We start from the raw sequence: 17,938 nt of genomic DNA, 5'->3' as shown, positions 1-17,938 counted from the left end.
ACCCAACCCCCGCCCGCTGTCGCGGCCTATCCCGGGCCCACCGGCGAACGCGCCGACTGGTGGTGGGACGACCCCTTCCAACCCCACCACCAGCACCACCAGACAACTGAGTTGGTGGCCGGCCCGGTCATTGTCAGCACCGGATCGGAGGTTAAACGGGTTGGCACATCAAGAAACTCGTTCGCGATACACCCACGGCCATCGCCAACAATCAAGGCCGACGACCACACCCACACCCCAACGCCCACGATCCCGCGACGACGTGCGCACTAACGTGAGCCAAGTCGGAGCAGCACCACGCGCACTCGCGCTTCTCCGCGCACACGTAGATCTCGCTTGCGGCTCAAGGCGATTGATCGGGACCTGCCCATCGGGCAGCTGAACGTTCGCGTCCCGCGTCAGTAGTGCGGGGTGCTCACCGGGAATCGATCGGTGTCCGCGGTTCCGGATGGGCCGACGGATTTACCATCGCGGGGCAGCAACAACGCACGAACCAACGGGCGCGGGCCGTAAGGCCGAAGTAGCTGACTGGCCGGCCGGGTCCGCACTCGCTGCGGCCACCAGAACCAGCGGCCCATCAGCGCGGCCACGGACGGCATCATGAATGACCGCACGATCAGCGTGTCGAACAACAGACCCAGCGCGATCGTCGTACCAACCTGTCCGATCACCTTCAAGTCGCTGAAGATGAACGAGGCCATGGTGGCGGCGAAGACCAGGCCCGCAGATGTCACGACGGCGCCGGTGCCGGCCATCGACCGGATGATCCCGGTCTTTATTCCGGCGCCGATTTCTTCCTTGAAGCGCGATACCAGCAGCAGGTTGTAGTCCGATCCGACGGCCAACAGCAGGATGACCGACATCGCCAGCACCATCCAGTGCAATTCGAAACCGAGAATGTCCTGCCAGACCAGAACAGAAAGCCCGAACGAGGCACCCAACGACAGCAGCACCGTGCCGACGATGGTGAACGCCGCCACCACACTTCGTGTGATGATCAGCATGATGATGAAAATCAGACTGGCGGCGGCGATTCCGGCAATCATGAGATCCCATTTGGAACCGTCGCGCATATCCTTGAAGACCGCGGCCGTTCCACCCAGATAGATCTTGGCGCCCTCCAGCGGAGTCCCCTTGACCGCCTCCTTGGCCGCCTTCAGGATCGGCTCGACGTGCGAGATGCCTTCGGGGGTAGCCGGATCACCTTCGTGGGAGATGATGAAGCGGACCGCGTGCCCGTCTGGTGACAGGAACATCTTCAGACCCCGCTTGAAGTCGGGGTTGTCGAAAACCTCCGGCGGAATATAGAAGGAGTCGTCGTTGCGCGACGCGTCGAAAGCCTGCCCCATCGCCGTCGAATTCTTGCTCATCTCGTCCATCTGGTCATACAGCGACGACATCGAGCTGTGCATGGTCAGCATCATCGTCTTCATCGTCTTCATCGTCGCGATCTGCGGCGGCAGCTGAGCAAGCATCTGCGGCATCAACACGTCCAATTGGTCCAAGTTGCCGGAGAGCTCCGCCAACTTCTCGTCGATCTGGTCAAGGCCGTCCAGCGCATCGAATATCGACCGGAGCGACCAGCAGATCGGAATGTCGTAGCAGTGTCGTTCCCAATAGAAGTAACTGCGAATCGGCCGCCAGAAATCGTCGAAATCGGCGATGTGGTCCCGCAATTGGTTGGTGATCTCAACCATTTCATGGGTCAGCGTGTCCATGTTGTGGGTGACTTTCACCGTCTGAGCCATGATGTCGTACATGCGCTGCATGGTGTCGATCGACTGCTGCATCGCGTCTGCCTGCGTCAGCATGTCGGCCATCCGCTGCTTCATGTACTGCATGTTCTCGACCTGAACCGTGCTTTGCATGCTGATCTGGAACGGAATCGAGGTGTGCTCGATCGGCCTGCCCAACGGCCGGGTTATCGCCTGCACACGTCCGATACCTGGCACGTGAAAGACCGCTTTGGCTATCCGGTCGATGACCAGCATGTCGGCCGAATTGCGCATATCGTGATCGGTCTCCACCAAGAGCAGCTCCGGGTTCATCCTCGCCTGGGAGAAATGCCGGTCGGCAGCTGCGTAACCCACATTCGCGGGGGTCCAGGGCGGCAGATACTTCTTGCTGTCGTAATTCGTCTTGTACCCCGGCAGCGCGAGCAGCCCGATCAGGGCGATCGCGATAGACACGGCCAGGATCGGTCCGGGCCAGCGCACGATCGCGGTACCTACCCGCCGCCAGCCGCGGGTCCGCATCTTGCGCTTGGGGTCGAAGATCTTGAAGTAACTGCCGACTACCAGCACGGCCGGACCGAGGGTGAGCGCGGCCAGCACCGCTACCAGCATTCCTATTGCGCATGGGGCGCCCAGAGTTTGGAAATAGGGAAGGCGGGTGAAGCTGAGGCAATACATCGCACCGGCGATCGTCAGACCGGAGCCGAGGACGACATGTGCGGTTCCGTGGAACATTGTGTAGAACGCCTTTTCCCGGTCCTCACCGAGACCGCGCGCCTCTTGATACCGACCGAGCACGAATATCGCATAGTCGGTGCCGGCCGCGATCGCCATCAGCACCAGCAGATTAACCGCGAAGGTGGAAAGCCCGATGATGTTGTAGTGCCCCAGGAAAGCAACGACTTGCCGGGCCGCCATCAACTCGATTCCGACCATCACCAGGACCAGCAGCACCTGGACAATGGATCGGTATACGAAAAGCAGCATCACGATGATCACCAGAAAGGTGATCATCGTGACTTTCTTGACGCCTTTGTCGCCGGACGTGGACTGATCGGCGGTGAGCGCGGCCGCGCCGGTGACATATGCCTTGACACCCGGCGGGGCCGGAACGCTGTCGACGATCTTGCGCACCGCTTCGACGGATTCGTTGGCCAGCGACTCGCCCTGGTTACCGGCCAGGTTCAGCTGGACGTAGGCCGCCTTGCCGTCGGGGCTCTGTGAACCGGCCGCCGTCAGCGGGTCGCCCCAGAAATCCTGGATGTGCTGAACGTGTTTGGTGTCGGCGGAAAGTCTGCGGATCAGTTCGTCGTAATAGTGGTGGGCGGCGTCGTCGAGTGGCTTGTCGCCTTCCAGCACGATCATCACCGAGCTGTCGGTGTTGAATTCGTGAAAAACCTTGCCGACGCGCTTCATCGCGACCATCGACTCGGCGTCATTGGGGCTCAACGAGACGGTGTGGTCTTTGCCGACCTGTTCCAGCGACGGTACGAAAATACTCAGAACGACGACAAGTCCGATCCAGACCAGCACGATCGGCACCGCAAGGCGGTGAATTACCCGGGCAAACGAGGGCCGTTTCCCGGACCCGCTTCGGGTTTGATCCGCGGGACTGCTTTCGGTGGTCGTCTGGATCTCGCTCATGCCGATTTCACCAGGCAAAAGGTTTGGGCGTTCACTTCGTTCTCGGACCTTTCGTCCTTGACTTCGCCGTTGACGATGATGCGGCAACCGATCTGATCGCTGTTGCCCTGCGCCACCACGTTGACGCTCACCGAAGCCAGCGTGGTGGTGACGGAAAGCGTCCAGGGCAGCGGGACGTTACTGACCCGCTGGGGCTGCGCATTGACGTCCAAATAGTTGATGTTGGCAATGGTCCCGGGCGGACCGAACACCTCGTAGACGACGTGCTTGGGGTTGAACGGCTTGATGTCATCGGCAATGCCGCTGGTGATCGGTCCCTTGTCCTGATAGCCGAAAAAGCTACGGAGGCGATGGACGCTGAAACCCGCCACCGCGACCACGGCAACGATGACGAGGGGGATCCACACTCGCTTCAGCACGCCGGCAACCGAAATCTTTGCCACCCATCACCTTTCGCTCGCCGGGACCGGGATCATGCGTCGCGGCGCTCGAGCCATCGCGCGCGCCAGGTTTGTCGAAGGGATCCGGGAAGCAAACCCGAGGCGGCCGGAAACGGCCGGTGTAGGTGACAACCCATCCCGATGATTTGTTGCGCTAAGTATCTTAAACGTACCGGTTGCGGGCCGCATAACCTCGCCCACGCGACGGTCGCAACCGGTTGTGATCTGCTCACGAAAACTCTCCATCCTCGGTGGCTCAGGAACATTCGGCGGTGAGGCCGAAACAGGTCGCGGTGAGCAGCCGAGTGAGGGCGGAGGCGAAATCGAGGTTCCACTCGGGCGGCAGCACGTCAGGCTCCTCGGCGTAGGCGTCGGTGAGCCGCTCCGGCGGATTGGCAATCTGCCACAGCGTGGCCGCCAACGAGTAAGCAGCCAGCAGGATGTCGAACGCCCCCGAACGCCCGAGCGCCGGCAGCGCATTCTCGATCGCGTCAGCGAGCGCGATCACCGCGGCGGTGCTGGTGCGCTTTACCTCGACCACCCGGTCGACATCCACCTCGTGTTCGAGGTGCAGGTGAAGATTGGCCAGCAGGTCACAGAACAGCGGATCGGCGGCAAGGCCGTCGGCCAGGGCCGCGGCCACCCGGGAATGCGACATCGGGCCGGGTTCGCTCAAGCTCTCGCATACCGTCTTCGACCACCGCACCCAACCCTCGGCAGCGAGGTGGAGCAGGACCTCTTTGTGGGAGGTGAAATAGCGGCGCACCGCCGAGTAGTGAATGCCGGCGCGGTTGGCGACGGCGGTCAGGGTCACCGACGCCACTCCGGTTTCGGATGCCAGCGAACGCGCCGCTTCCATCAACGCCGCGGCACGCCGGCGTTTGTTCTCCTCGGTGCGGGCGCGCCGGAACGTCAGTTGCGCCACTGGCAGAGGATAACGCACATCGCGTGATTTGCGAGCGGTAAGCCGACCGGGTAGCGTGCCGTTACGCACGTGATATGCGTTACACTGCGGCCCTGCGGGGTGAAGGAGTTGCGCCCCACAGCGCAGTGGTTTACTTAGGCAAGGCTAGGCACAGTAATGGCAGGCTCGTGGTGATTCAGGGTGACCCGCGACGAGTAGCTCGTCGCGGCCACCGGCGTCGCTGATCGGGTGCGCCGCGGCTGATCGGGCGCGTCGCGGTGCTCTGTCGTTAAAAGCTCGGGAAGGACTTCGAAGGGGCGGGTATGGTTCGCCCGTAGCAAATACCAACCGGCGAAAGGAACTTGAGATCTTCAAGGTGCTGTCGCGGACATGGATCGCGCTGGTAATCCTGGCGGTGGTCATCGCCGGGGGGTTCACCGTGCACCGGATTCGCGGCTTCTTCGCATCCGAGAAGCGCGAGTCCTATTCCGACAGCAACCTCGACAGCAAACCGTTCAACCCCAAACAGATTACCTACGAAGTCTTCGGCCCGCCCGGAACGGTCGCCGACATCAGCTATTTCGATGTCAATTCCGACCCGCAACGGGTGGATCAAGCGGTGCTACCGTGGTCGTTGCACTTCACCACGAACTTGGCGGCAGTGATGGGAAACCTTGTGGCCCAAGGCGATAGCGACAGCATCGGTTGCCGGATCACCGTGGACGGCGTGGTCAAGGCCGAGAAGGTTTCGCACGAGGTCAATGCCTACACCTACTGCCTGGTGAAGTCGGCGTGACCATCAAATACGCAAACGACCCCGGCACCGGCACCCATGCCGAAAAGCCATTGATCGCGCGGATCATCCACGCGTTCGCGGTGCCGATCATCCTCGGCTGGCTGGCGATCTGCGTTGCGCTCAGCGTTTTCGTCCCGTCGCTGGAAGAAGTCGGGCAAGAGCGCTCGGTGTCGCTGAGCCCCAAGGAAGCGCCGTCGTACCAGGCCATGAAGCACATCGGCCAGGCGTTCAACGAAGGCAGCACCGACAGCGTCGCCATGATCGTCTTGGAGGGCAAACAGCCACTCGACGACGCGGCCCACAAGTACTACGACGTTCTCATCCGCAAACTGCGAGCCGATACCAAGCATGTCCAGAGCGTCCAGGACTTCTGGGGAGATCCGCTGACGGCAGCCGGGGCGCAAAGCAACGACGGCAAGGCCACCTACGTCCAATTGAATCTCGCCGGCAACCAAGGCGAGCCGTTGGCCAACGAGTCCGTCGAAGCGGTGCGCAAGATCGTCGCGGACACGCCGGCGCCGCCGGGGGTGACGACGTATGTCACCGGTGCGGCGGCGATGGTTGCGGACATGCACCACAGCGGCGACAAGTCGATGATGAAGATCACCATCACCACCGTCGCGGTGATCTTCATCATGCTGCTGGTGGTGTACCGCTCGCCGATCACCGTCGTCATGCTGTTGCTGACCGTCGGGGTGGAGTTGACCGCGGCCCGGGGAGTGGTCGCGCTCCTCGGACACACCGGGGCCATCGGACTGTCCACCTTTGCGGTCAGCCTGCTGACCTCACTGGCTATTGCCGCCGGCACCGACTACGGCATCTTCATCTTCGGGCGCTACCAGGAGGCGCGCCAGGCCGGGGAAGACCGGGAAACCGCCTTCTACACCATGTACCGCGGCACCGCCCACGTCATCCTGGGCTCCGGCCTGACGATCGCGGGCGCCACCTTCTGCCTCAAGTTCGCCCGGATGCCCTACTTCGAAACCCTCGGCATCCCTTGTGCGGTGGGCATGCTGGCCGCGGTGTTCGCGGCGCTGACGCTGGGGCCCGCGGTGCTGACCGTCGGCAGCCGATTCGGGTTATTCGATCCCAAGCGGCTGCTCAAAGTTCGTGGCTGGCGCCGGGTCGGCACGGTGGTGGTGCGGTGGCCGCTGCCCGTTCTCGCCGCCACCTGCGCCGTTGCTTTGGTCGGTCTGCTCGCGCTGCCCGGATACCGGACCAACTACAACGACCGCTCCTACCTGCCCAACTTCATTCCCGCCAACCAAGGGTTCACCGCCGCGGAACGCCACTTCTCGCAGGCCCGGATGAAGCCCGATGTGTTGATGATCGAGTCCGATCACGACATGCGAAATCCCGCGGACTTTCTGGTGCTCGACAAACTGGCCAAGGGAATCTTCCGGGTTCCCGGAATATCCCGGGTGCAGGCGATCACCAGGCCCGATGGAACAGCGATGGACCACACGTCGATCCCGTTTCTGATCAGCATGCAAAACGCCGGTCAGGTGCAGACCCTGAAGTACCAGCGTGACCGGATCGATGACATGCTCAAGCAGGCCGACGAGATGGCCAAGACCATCACGATCATGAAGCAGATGTACAGCCTGATGTCACAGCTCGCCGAGAACACCCACCGCATCGTCGGCGACACCGAACAGATGCAGCAGATCACCAACGAGCTGCGCGACCATATCGCGGACTTCGATGATTTCTGGCGCCCGATCCGTAGCTACTTCTACTGGGAGAAGCACTGTTACGACATCCCCATCTGCTGGTCCTTCAGGTCGATATTCGACGCGCTGGACGGGCTCGACCAGGTTGACGAGAAGCTCAGCGATCTGGTAGCCGATACCAAGAATATTGACCGGCTGATGCCGCAGATGCTGGCGACGTTCCCGCCGATGATCGACAGCATGGAGAGCATGCGGATCATGATGCTGACCATGCACAGCACCATGGCCGGCTTCTACGACCAGATGAACGAGATGAGCGAAAACTCGAACGCCATGGGCAAGGCGTTCGACGCCGCCAAGAACGACGACTCGTTCTACCTGCCGCCAGAGGTCTTCAAGAACAAGGACTTTCAGCGCGCCATGAAATCGTTCCTGTCCCCGGACGGGCACACCGCCCGGTTCATCATTTTGCACCGGGGAGATCCGCAATCACCCGAGGGAATCGCAAGCGTCAATGCGATCCGCACCGCGGCCGAAGAATCGCTCAAAGGAACCCCGCTCGAGGACGCCAAGATCTATCTGGCCGGGACGGCGGCCGTCTTCTACGACATCGCCGACGGGGCTAAATGGGACCTGCTGATCGCCGGGATTTCCTCGCTGTGCCTGATTTTCATCATCATGCTGATCTTGACCCGCGCGTTCGTCGCGGCGGCGGTGATCGTGGGTACGGTGGCGCTGTCGCTGGGTGCCTCCTTCGGGCTGTCGGTGCTGTTGTGGCAGCACATCCTCAGCATCGAATTGCACTACATGGTGCTCGCCATGTCCGTCATCGTGCTGCTGGCGGTGGGATCTGACTACAACCTGCTGCTGGTTTCTCGGTTCAAGGAGGAAATCGGCGCAGGGCTCAACACCGGCATCATTCGCGCGATGGGCGGCACGGGCAAGGTCGTGACCAACGCCGGACTGGTGTTCGCGTTCACCATGGCGTCCATGGCCGTCAGCGATCTGCGGGTGATCGGCCAGGTGGGCACCACCATCGGCCTGGGTCTGCTGTTCGACACGCTGATTGTGCGTTCGTTCATGACGCCCTCCATCGCCGCGCTACTGGGACGCTGGTTCTGGTGGCCGATGAAGGTGCGTTCCCGGCCGCCCCGAATCCGTTCGGCACCAAAGGGTCCCGGGGAGGAGCCGCAAACGGACCGGCTGATGGCGATGAGCGGTGAACATTAGGGTCGGTTAGCTCCGCTCCCATCCGAGCTGCCGACGGTTCCGAATACCTGATGTGCAGCAAAGACATCCCGCGGGACGCTCGATAGCGGTCATCGGCAGCGGCGTCGCCGGCCTCACCGCCGCCTACCTGCTGTCCGGACGTGACCGAGTCACCTTGTACGAGGCCGACACCCGGCTCGGCGGACACGCCCACACCCACTACGTCGATCCTGGCGGCGAGACGGGCGGTCACCGTCTGGTGGCCGTCGACTCGGCGTTCCTGGTGCACAACGACCGCACCTACCCGACGCTGTGCCGGCTGTTCGACGAACTGGGGGTGGCCACCCAGGAATCGGACATGTCGATGTCGGTGCGCGCCGACGACATCGGCCTCGAATATGCCGGGGCACTGGGCGTCCGGGGCCTGTTCGCGTGCCGCCAAGCGCTGCGGCCGCGCTACCTGTTGATGCTCGCCGAGATCCTGCGCTTCCACCGCGCCGCCTCCCGGCTGCTGCGCGCGGAACCAGGCGATGAGCCAGAGACATTGGCGGCGTTCCTCAAACGGCACCGTTTCTCGTCGTTTTTCGTCGACTACTTCATCACTCCCCTGGTGGCCGCAGTGTGGTCATGCGCGAGTGCGGATGCGTTGCGCTATCCGGCCAGGTATCTGTTCGTCTTCCTCGACCATCACGGGATGTTGTCGGTGTTCGGATCGCCCACCTGGCGCACCGTCACCGGGGGTTCGGCGACCTACGTCCAGGCCATCGCCTCACGTCTGGCCGAGGTGGCAACGGACGCACCGGTGCATTCGCTGCGCCGGGTCGCCGGCGGCGTGGTGATCCGAGCCGGTCACGGCGCCCCGCGAGAGTTCGACGCGGCCGTCGTGGCCGTGCATCCCGACCAGGCCCTGCTGCTACTCGACCAGCCGACCGCCTGGGAGCGCCACGTACTCGGCGCCATTCCGTACTCGACAAACCGGGCCCAGCTGCACACCGACGAGTCGGTGCTGCCGCGCCACCCCGGCGCTCGCGCGTCGTGGAACTACCTGGTGACACCGGGCGCCGACCATGTGGTGGTCAGCTACGACGTCAGCAGGCTGATGCGCATCGACCACAACCGCCGGTTCCTGGTCACCCTCGGCGGCCATGACCGGGTGGACCCGGGCTCGGTGCTTGCCGAGATGACCTACAGCCATCCGCTGTACACACCGGAATCGGTTGCGGCCCAATGTTTATTGCCCACCCTCGATGACGATCGGGTGGTGTTCGCCGGGGCCTACCACGGCTGGGGGTTCCACGAGGACGGCGCCGCCTCCGGGCTGCGCGCGGCCCGCAGACTCGGGGCGGACTGGCCGGCCGCTACCCGAAGGGAGGTGGTGGTGCCATGCTGACTCCGGCGATCTACCGCACCACCATCACGCACTCGCGGCGCGCCCCGGTGCACCACTCGTTCGAATACCGAAGCTACAGCTGGTATGTCGACGTCGACGAGCTGCCGCGGCTGCCCTGGTGGCTGCGGACGTTCGCCCGATTTCGCGCCGACGATCACTTCACCGGGACGCCGCACGGTTCACTGCGGGACCGGTTGGAGGCGTTCTTCACCGATCGCGGCGTCGCTGTTCCCGACGGCCGGATCACCGCGTTGCTGCAGGCGCGCGTGCTCGGGCATGTCTTCAACCCGTTGAGCGTCTATTGGTGTCACGACCGTGACGGCCGGGTGTGCCACGTGGTGGCCGAAGTGCACAACACCTACGGGGAACGGCATGCGTATCTGCTGCCGCCGGCCGATCGGCCCGTGGTGACGGCCAAGACGTTCTATGTCTCGCCGTTCAACGGCGTCGACGGGCGCTACGTGGTGCGGGCACCGCGGCCCGACCACGAAGTGGACGTGACGGTGGCGCTACACGCCAAGAACCACCCGGCCTTCCCGGTATTCATCGCGAACCTTCGCGGGACGCGACGACCCGCGACAACCAAAGAAGTCGTGCTCATGCAATGCATTTCACCGTTGGCCCCGTTGGTGGTGGCCGCCCGTATCCGGATACAGGGGATCACACTGTGGTTACGTCGAGTTCCAGTGGTACCGCGATGAGCATCGAAACGATCGGAACGCCTTCGGTCACAATAGATTCCGAACGCTGGCCGGCAGTCACCGCGGTGCCGTCGGGACCGGTCGCAGCGGTGTCGGCGGCCATCGCCGACTGGCTGTTGCGTCGCGCGGTCGCCCGACTGCCGCTGCGACTGGTCTACCCCGACGGCACGGCGATCGGCGCCGGCGACGCCACGTCGGCGACGCTGACGGTTCACCGCCCGCAGGCGCTGGCACGACGGATCGGCCGGCACGGCCTGATCGGCTTCGGCGAGTCCTACCTGGCCGGTGACTGGTCGTCGGAGGATCTCACCAGGGTGCTGACGGTCCTGGCCGAGTCGGTGGCCGACCTGGTGCCGGGCCCGCTGCAGTGGCTGCGTCCGCTGGCGCCAGCGTTCGAGCCGACGCGGCGCGGTCCCAGCCGCGATCAGGCCCGCCGCAATGTCGCCGAGCACTATGATCTGTCGAACGACCTGTTCGCTGAGTTCCTCGACGAGACCATGACATATTCGTCCGCGCTGTTCGACGCTCTTCCCGCCTCGTGGCCCGATTTGGCTGCCGCCCAACGGCGCAAGATCGATCGGCTGCTCGACCTGGCCGGTGTCGGACCGGGCAGCCGGGTGCTCGAGATCGGCACCGGCTGGGGCGAGCTGTGCATCCGGGCGGCCGCCCGCGGGGCCCGGGTGCGATCGGTCACGTTATCGGTGGAGCAGCAGCGGCTGGCGCGGCAGCGGGTCGCCGCCGCGGGCCTGGCCCCTCGGGTGCAGATCGAGCTGTGCGACTACCGCGACGCCCGGCCGGGGCATGACCCTTATGACGCGATACTCTCGGTCGAGATGATCGAGGCCGTCGGATACCGCTCCTGGCCAACGTATTTCGCAACGCTGGACCAGCTGGTGCGCCCGGGCGGCCGAGTGGCGATCCAGGCGATCACCATGCCCCACGACCGGATGCTGGCCACCCGCAACACCCGCACCTGGATCCAGAAGTACATCTTCCCCGGCGGACTGTTGCCGTCCACGAAGGCCATCGCGGCGATCACCGAGCGCCACACCAGCCTGCGCACGGTCGACACCGCCTCGCTGCGACCGCACTACGCCGAGACCCTGCGGCTGTGGCGGGAGCGATTCGTCGAGCGACGAGACCGGTTGGCGCACTTGGGTTTCGACGAGGTATTCGCCCGGATGTGGGAGTTCTATCTGGCCTACTCCGAGGCGGGATTCCGGTCGGGGTACCTCGATGTCGTCCAGTGGACGTTCGAGCGCAAGGATGACCGGTGAACGAGGCCGACATCTTCCTGGTATCGGGCGCTTCGGCGCTGGCGCTGGCGGTGGTGCATTCGACGACCTTCCTGATCGGCAGGTGGCTCGGCCGCTACAACGTCGTCGACGTCGCCTGGGGGCTTGGGTTTATCGCGGTAGCAGCCGTGGCGGCGGTATTGGGCACCGGAGACCCGGCCCGGCGGTGGCTGCTGCTGGCGCTGGTGACGGTGTGGGGTCTGCGGCTGAGCTGGCACATGTACCGCAAGACCGCCGGCAAGGGTGAGGATCCCCGCTACGCCGATCTGCTGCGCGGTGCCACCACGGGTCAGGTGGTGCGCAAGGTCTTCGTACTGCAGGCCTTCCTGACGCTGTTCATCTCCTTTCCGCTGCAGCTGTCGGCGATCACCGGGGCCACGCCCAAGCCATTGCTGGTGGTCACCGGTCTGGGCGTGGCGGTATGGCTGGTCGGGGTCTTCTTCGAAGCGCTCGGCGACCGCCAGTTGCGGGTCTTCAAATCCGACCCGGCCAATCGCGGGGCCATCATGGACCGCGGCCTATGGGCCTGGACCCGCCACCCCAATTACTTCGGTGACGCCTGTGTCTGGTGGGGGTTGTGGCTGATCACCATCACCGGCTGGGTGCCGCTGCTCACGGTGGTCTCGCCGCTGTTGATGACCTACTTCCTGGTCGACGTGAGCGGGGCCCGGCTGACCGAGAAGTACATGAAAAACCGTCCCGGATTCGGGGAATACCAGCGTCGGACAGCGTATTTCGTGCCCCGGCCACCGCGATCGGCGCGTCAGTGATGACCAGTCCGGCGATTTCGGTGCTGCTTGACGATAGGCTACCGTCGATGACGGGACCGCCACGCCTGAGCAGCGACCTCAGCGCCCTGTTGCACCAGATCGCGCGGGGCGACCCCGACGCGTTCGCAACGTTCTACGACCACACCAAAACCCGGGTGTACGGATTGGTGGCGCGGGTGTTGCGGGACCCGGGCTACAGCGAGGAAACCACGCAGGAGATCTATCTCGAGGTGTGGCGCACGGCGTCGGAGTACGACGCCGTCAAAGGCTCGCCGCTGGCCTGGTTGCTGACCATGGCACACCGGCGCGCCGTCGACCGGGTGCGAGCCGAGCAAGCGGGCAGCCAGCGGGAGTCACGCTACGGCGTGGCCAATATCGACCCGGCGAGCGACGTCGTCGCCGACTCCGCGATCGCCGGTGACGAGCGGCGCCGGGTCGCCGCATGCCTGGGCGGGCTGACCGACGCGCAGCGGGAGTGCATCGAACTGGCCTACTACGGCGGCCTGACATACGCCGAGGTGTCGCACCGGCTGGCCACCAACCTGTCGACGATCAAATCGCGCATGCGGGACGCGCTGCGCGGTCTGCGGAACTGCCTGGGTATGTCATGACCGAGCCGACCGATTTCGGACTGTTGGAGCTGGCGATCCCGTATGCGTTGCATGCGATGTCCGACGAGGAGCGAGTCGACATCGAGCGAATGGTCGCCGCCGCGCCGTCGGCGGTGACGGCCGCCTTCAACGAAGAAGTCCGCGCGGTTCGCGAGACGATGGCGATCGTGTCGGCGACGACCGCCACCGAACCGCCGGAACGTCTGCGCACAGCCGTCCTGGACAGCGTCAAGCCAGCCGCCGGCCGCCGCCAATCACGTTGGCGTACGGCCGCTTTCGCATCCGCAGCCGCTGTGGTGGTGGGACTGGGCGCGTTCGGCCTGGGGACAGTGCTGCGGCCGCCGGCGGCGCCCACGGTCGCCGAGCAGGTCCTGGGCGCACCGGATGTGCGGACGGTCTCCCGCCCGTTGGGCAACGGGACCGCCACGGTGATGTTCTCCCACGACCGCAATGCCGGCGTGCTGGTGATGAACAACGTGCCGCCGCCGTCCCCGGGCACCGTTTATCAGATGTGGCTGCTGGGCGCCAACGGGCCGACGTCGGCGGGGACCATGGGCCCGGCGGCGGTGGCGCCGTCGACGAAGGCCACGCTGACCGACCTGGGGAACTCGACCGCGCTGGCGTTCACCGTCGAACCGGGCACCGGTTCTACGCGGCCGACCGGCGCGATCTTGGCCGAGCTGCCGCTGCGTTGAGACGGTGAGCCGGGGTTCACCGACGGGATTCGCCGACATTGCTCCCACGGCTGCGTTCGCGGTCTGAAGCACGACCATCACGGCAATCTCGATGAATTCCGGTCACTTCCACAGGCTTCCCAGCACCGCGGCCAGCACGCCCAGCACCACCAGCGCCACACCGGCGGCCAGCGTCAGGTTCAGCCACAGGTGCAGGCTGCGCTCCGCCGCAGCGACCATGACGTCGGCCACCCGCCGGATATCGCCGGTGGTGCGAGTGAGCGCGTCGCCGACATATCGACTGCCGATCTCGATGCCCGCCCAGCCGGCGGCGCCGACAAGCAGCCCCGACACGCCGAGGCTGGTCAGCGCCTTGCCCCGGCGGCGCGCGGTGGCCAGCATCAGCAACGCGCAGCCGGCACTCGAGGCTGCGGCGCCGATACTGACCCACGGGCCCCACACCGCCAGCCGCCGCAGCTGTCCCTGGTGCACCGACTCAGGCAGCGACACCGTCAGCGGAACCTTCAGCGTCGCCGGCACCGTGACGTGGTAGCCGCTCAACACCTGCTGCATCGAACTGTCGTTGAGCATCGGGGCCAGATCGACCACCCATTGGTCACCGCTGCGGCCGGACCGCGGCTCGCCGAACAACCAGCGGTGCGCGACCCGGTTTGCCTGGGCGAACAGCGGCGGAAACGCCGGGCCGGCGGTGAATGCGGCGGCGGCATCGCGCACGGTCAAGCTGTCGACCGGATGGCTCGGATAGCTCGACCCCCGGCGCTCGGCGATCAGCGCGGTTGCGCGGGTGGCGAGTTCGGCCGCCATGGCGGACTGCAGAACGGGATCGGCGGCGGCAGTCTGGGCCAGCGCGGCGTAGCCGTCCTCGTCGAGGATCGTGGTCTGCGCCCACGCCGCCGGCACGGCCACCGCCAGCGCGGCCGTGGTGGCCAGCCACAACACCACCGTCGCAATGAATCGCACGCCGTGAAACCTACTGGGCCCGCGGCACGATCCCACGCAGGTAGGCGGCCTGGCCGAGATGTTGTGCGCAGTCGTCGATGATGCTGACCAAGCGCATGCTCGCGGTCACCGGCGGGTCCCAGTTGGTGTCCACGATGCGCGACAGCTCGGCCGCGGTCACACCGGCGACGTAGTCGAGGGTGAGCTGGTGCACCGCGTGGTAGTAACCGGACAGCAGGCCCGACGGTGCGCGCACCTTGCCCACATCGGCGGGGCTGTGCCCGTAGCCGGTGTCGTCGCGCGGTAGGTCAAGACCGAACCGGTCGACCCAGCCGTCGCGCGTCCACACCTGCTCCACGCCGGCGATGTGAGCCAGCTGGATGTCCTGGACGCGGGCACTGTGCCAGAGCAACCAGGCGATGCTGTTGGCGCTCGCGGTCGGCCGGTAGGCGGCGATGTCGTCGGTCAGGCCGTGGGTGAGGTCGTCGGCGTGTTCGATCAGGCGGGTGAACGCGTCGCGCAGCAGCTCCCGCGCCGCCGCAGCATCGTTGGCAGGGGTGCTGGCCATACCGGCGACTTTACGGACGGGGACGATCCTGGCACCACCCGCCGCCTCGGTCGTAAATTAATTAGATGACCTACGACCTGCTCATCCGCAACGGCACCATCGTCGACGGGTCGGGCGGCGAACCGTATGTCGGTGACGTCGCGGTGCAGGACGGCGTCATCAGGGTTGTTGGTGTTGTCAACGACGAATCCGCCAAGCGGGAGATCGACGCGACCGGTCTGCTGGTCACCCCAGGTTTCGTCGACCTGCATACCCACTACGACGGCCAGGCCATCTGGTCGGACCGGCTGACACCGTCGTCGGCGCACGGCGTGACCACGGTGGTGATGGGCAACTGCGGGGTCGGCTTCGCGCCCTGCCGCCAGCAGGACCACGACGTGCTCGTCGACGTGATGGCCGGCGTCGAGGACATTCCCGGCGTGGTGATGACCGACGGCCTGCCGTGGACCTGGGAAACGTTTCCCGACTACCTGAATGCGCTCGAGGCGGGCAGCCGAGATATCGATGTGGCCGTCTACCTGCCGCATTCTCCATTGCGGGTTTACGTGATGGGGCAGCGCGGCGCCGACCGCGAACCGGCCACCCGGCAAGACCTGGCCGCGATGCGGGCCCTGGCCAAGGAGGCGATCGAGGCCGGCGCGCTGGGGTTCGCGTCGTCGCGGCTGACCATCCACAAGACCGAGAGCGGCTCGCCGATCCCCAGCTACGACGCCGCGCGGGAGGAGATCGAGGAGATCGCCAGGGGTGTGGTCGACGGCGGCGGCGGGCTGCTGCAGTTCGTGCCCGACATTCCCGCCGGCGGCTATCAGCCGGTTCTGCAGCTAGTGTTCGACGTCGCCGAGGACTTACGGCTGCCGGTCACCTTCACGCTGGTGGTCGCCAACACCGGCGATCCGACCTGGCCGGACGCCATCACCATGATCGAGAAGGCTAACGCTGTGGGGGGAGACATCACCGCGCAACTGCTGCCGCGGCCGATCGGGCTGATCATCGGGCTGCAACTGTCCGCCAACCCGTTCGTGCTGTACCCGAGCTACCGGGAGATCGCGCATCTGCCGCTGGCCGAGCGGGTCGCCGAGATGCGCAAGCCCGAGGTGCGCGCCCGCATCCTGGCCGACAAACCCGGCCACGGCCATCCGATCCTGTATGTGGCCCAGGCCTGGGACTGGATCTTCCCGCTGGGCGAGAGCCCCGATTACGAGCCGGATCCGTCGGACAGCATCGGGGCCCGGGCCCGGGCCCGGGGGGTGAACCCGATGGAAGAGGCCTACGACCGGCTGCTCGACGACGACGGCCACGCCATGCTGCTGGTCGCCACGAGCAACCTGGAGAACAACTCGCTCGACACCGTCGGCAAACTGCTGCACCGCGACGACGTGGTGCTCGGCCTCGGCGACGGCGGCGCCCACTACGGCATGATCTGCGACGCCAGCTACTCGACGTATTTCCTGGCGCACTGGGCGCGCGACCGGGCATCCGGGCGGTTCACGCTGGCCGAGGCCGTGCGGGAACTCACCTCTGTTCCGGCCCGGGTGGCCGGGCTGGCCGACCGCGGACGCATCGCCGTCGGCTACAAGGCCGACCTCAATGTCATCGACCACGGCGCGCTGCGGCTGCACAAGCCGGTCATCAGATACGACCTGCCCGCCGGCGGGCGGCGCTTGGACCAGACCGCCGAGGGCTACGTCGCGACCGTCGTCTCGGGCGAGGTGATCGCCGAGAACGGGGTGCCTACCGCCGCCCGACCCGGCAGGCTGGTCCGCGGACGTCGGTCCGCTCCGGTCCCCGCCTGAGCACTTAGGGGGTTCCTGTGCGCCGGGTATGGATATGCAGTTTTCCTGCGCCGATATGGCCACGTCGAGGGGCTCGGGCGGGTAGTTTGGGCTAGTGACAAACCCGCATTTCGCGTGGTTGCCGCCAGAGATTAATTCGGCGCTGATGTTCGCCGGTCCCGGCGCGGGACCGCTCCTTGCCGCGGCCGGGGCCTGGGGCGGCTTGGCCGAGGAATTGGCGTCGTCGATGTCGTCGTTCAGCTCGGTGGTCGCCGAGCTGACCAATGGTTCTTGGCTGGGTCCATCGTCGGCGGCAATGATGGCCGTCGCGACCCAATACATGGCATGGCTCAGCGCGGCCGCAACCCAGGCCGAGCAAGTCGCGGCTCAGGCCGCGGCCACGGCGACGGCCTTCGAGGCGGCGCTGGCGGCCACGGTGCAGCCCGCGGTGGTCGCGGCTAACCGTGGCCTGATGCAGGTGCTGGCGGCCACGAATTGGTTGGGGTTCAACACCCCGGCCATCATGGACATCGAGGGCGCCTATGAGCAGATGTGGGCGATGGATGTGGCGGCGATGGCGGCATACCACGCCGACGCCTCCGCGGCCGCGTCACTGTTGGCGCCCTGGCAACAGGTGCTGCGCAACCTCGGCATCGACATCGGCAAGAACGGCGCGATCAACCTCGGCTTCGGCAACACCGGCAGCGGCAACATCGGAATCGGCAACACCGGCAGCGGCAACCTGGGCATCGGCAACTCGGGCATCCCTCTCTCGTAAACACATCTCCGAGCCCACGA

At 65.5% G+C, this 17,938-nt stretch carries 14 protein-coding genes and 2 pseudogenes; 11 read left to right on the top strand and 5 right to left on the bottom strand.

Going from position 1 to position 17,938, the window contains the following annotated elements:
* A pseudogene (locus BST40_RS32000) lies at positions 1-84 on the top strand (hypothetical protein); the annotation flags it as partial.
* A gap of 314 nt (positions 85-398) precedes the next feature.
* Here BST40_RS32000 and BST40_RS23970 read toward each other — a convergent pair.
* The 3 genes from BST40_RS23970 to BST40_RS23960 all read right to left on the bottom strand — a co-directional run bounded on the left by BST40_RS23970 (position 399) and on the right by BST40_RS23960 (position 4,760).
* Positions 399-3,377 carry an MMPL/RND family transporter gene (locus tag BST40_RS23970; protein ID WP_082275322.1) on the bottom strand — a complete coding sequence of 993 codons (2,979 nt, stop codon included), beginning with the start codon at positions 3,375-3,377 and terminating at the stop codon, positions 399-401.
* The gene (locus BST40_RS23965) at positions 3,374-3,796 is read right to left on the bottom strand and encodes an MmpS family transport accessory protein (protein ID WP_075546319.1); all 423 of its coding nucleotides are present in this window, start codon (positions 3,794-3,796) and stop codon (positions 3,374-3,376) included. The genes BST40_RS23970 and BST40_RS23965 overlap by 4 nt, the downstream gene beginning before the upstream one ends.
* Before the next feature lie 277 nt (positions 3,797-4,073).
* Entirely contained in the window at positions 4,074-4,760 is a 687-nt protein-coding gene (locus tag BST40_RS23960) for a TetR/AcrR family transcriptional regulator (protein ID WP_075546248.1), read from the bottom strand.
* A 337-nt stretch (positions 4,761-5,097) separates the two neighbouring features.
* Here BST40_RS23960 and BST40_RS23955 point away from each other — a divergent pair, with 337 nt between their 5' ends.
* Genes BST40_RS23955 through BST40_RS23920 form a run of 8 tightly spaced genes read left to right on the top strand, consistent with a single transcriptional unit; the run spans position 5,098 to position 13,861 of the window.
* Positions 5,098-5,517, top strand: coding sequence for an MmpS family transport accessory protein (locus BST40_RS23955; protein ID WP_075546249.1), 420 nt, complete (start codon positions 5,098-5,100; stop codon positions 5,515-5,517).
* Positions 5,514-8,420: an MMPL/RND family transporter gene (locus BST40_RS23950; protein ID WP_075546250.1), complete on the top strand. Its 2,907-nt coding sequence runs from the start codon at positions 5,514-5,516 to the stop codon at positions 8,418-8,420. The genes BST40_RS23955 and BST40_RS23950 overlap by 4 nt, the downstream gene beginning before the upstream one ends.
* A 52-nt stretch (positions 8,421-8,472) precedes the next feature.
* Positions 8,473-9,789 carry an NAD(P)/FAD-dependent oxidoreductase gene (locus BST40_RS23945; RefSeq protein ID WP_075546251.1) on the top strand — a complete coding sequence of 439 codons (1,317 nt, stop codon included), beginning with the start codon at positions 8,473-8,475 and terminating at the stop codon, positions 9,787-9,789.
* Entirely contained in the window at positions 9,783-10,490 is a 708-nt protein-coding gene (locus tag BST40_RS23940; RefSeq protein WP_075546252.1) for a DUF1365 domain-containing protein, read from the top strand. The genes BST40_RS23945 and BST40_RS23940 overlap by 7 nt, the downstream gene beginning before the upstream one ends.
* A complete protein-coding gene (locus BST40_RS23935) occupies positions 10,487-11,767 on the top strand; it encodes a class I SAM-dependent methyltransferase (protein ID WP_075546253.1) in 1,281 nt (426 codons plus the stop codon). The genes BST40_RS23940 and BST40_RS23935 overlap by 4 nt, the downstream gene beginning before the upstream one ends.
* Positions 11,768-11,784: 17 nt before the next feature.
* Positions 11,785-12,555 carry a DUF1295 domain-containing protein gene (locus tag BST40_RS23930; protein ID WP_075546320.1) on the top strand — a complete coding sequence of 257 codons (771 nt, stop codon included), beginning with the start codon at positions 11,785-11,787 and terminating at the stop codon, positions 12,553-12,555.
* Between the two features lie 47 nt (positions 12,556-12,602).
* Entirely contained in the window at positions 12,603-13,166 is a 564-nt protein-coding gene (locus BST40_RS23925) for a sigma-70 family RNA polymerase sigma factor (protein WP_075546321.1), read from the top strand.
* Positions 13,163-13,861 (top strand): anti-sigma factor, encoded by a 699-nt coding sequence (locus tag BST40_RS23920; protein ID WP_075546254.1) that lies wholly within the window; start codon positions 13,163-13,165, stop codon positions 13,859-13,861. The genes BST40_RS23925 and BST40_RS23920 overlap by 4 nt, the downstream gene beginning before the upstream one ends.
* Positions 13,862-13,963: 102 nt before the next feature.
* On the opposite strand, the gene BST40_RS23915 is transcribed toward BST40_RS23920, so the two are convergent.
* Both BST40_RS23915 and BST40_RS23910 read right to left on the bottom strand, forming a co-directional pair.
* Positions 13,964-14,821 carry a hypothetical protein gene (locus BST40_RS23915; RefSeq protein WP_075546255.1) on the bottom strand — a complete coding sequence of 286 codons (858 nt, stop codon included), beginning with the start codon at positions 14,819-14,821 and terminating at the stop codon, positions 13,964-13,966.
* Between the two features lie 10 nt (positions 14,822-14,831).
* A complete protein-coding gene (locus BST40_RS23910; protein WP_075546256.1) occupies positions 14,832-15,368 on the bottom strand; it encodes a mycothiol transferase in 537 nt (178 codons plus the stop codon).
* A gap of 65 nt (positions 15,369-15,433) precedes the next feature.
* On the opposite strand from BST40_RS23910, the gene BST40_RS23905 reads away from it, so the two are divergent.
* Together BST40_RS23905 and BST40_RS23900 are read left to right on the top strand one after the other, a co-directional pair.
* Positions 15,434-17,161: an N-acyl-D-amino-acid deacylase family protein gene (locus tag BST40_RS23905; protein ID WP_075546257.1), complete on the top strand. Its 1,728-nt coding sequence runs from the start codon at positions 15,434-15,436 to the stop codon at positions 17,159-17,161.
* Between the two features lie 94 nt (positions 17,162-17,255).
* Positions 17,256-17,903 (top strand): annotated as a pseudogene (locus BST40_RS23900) (capsule stability/integrity protein PPE10); the annotation flags it as partial.
* Positions 17,904-17,938 lie beyond the last annotated feature (35 nt).

Source organism: Mycobacterium persicum, from assembly GCF_002086675.1.
GTDB classification, from domain to species: Bacteria; Actinomycetota; Actinomycetes; order Mycobacteriales; family Mycobacteriaceae; genus Mycobacterium; species Mycobacterium persicum.
The sequence above is the reverse complement of the archived record's forward strand: the minus strand, read 5'-3'. Positions and strand labels throughout refer to the sequence as shown.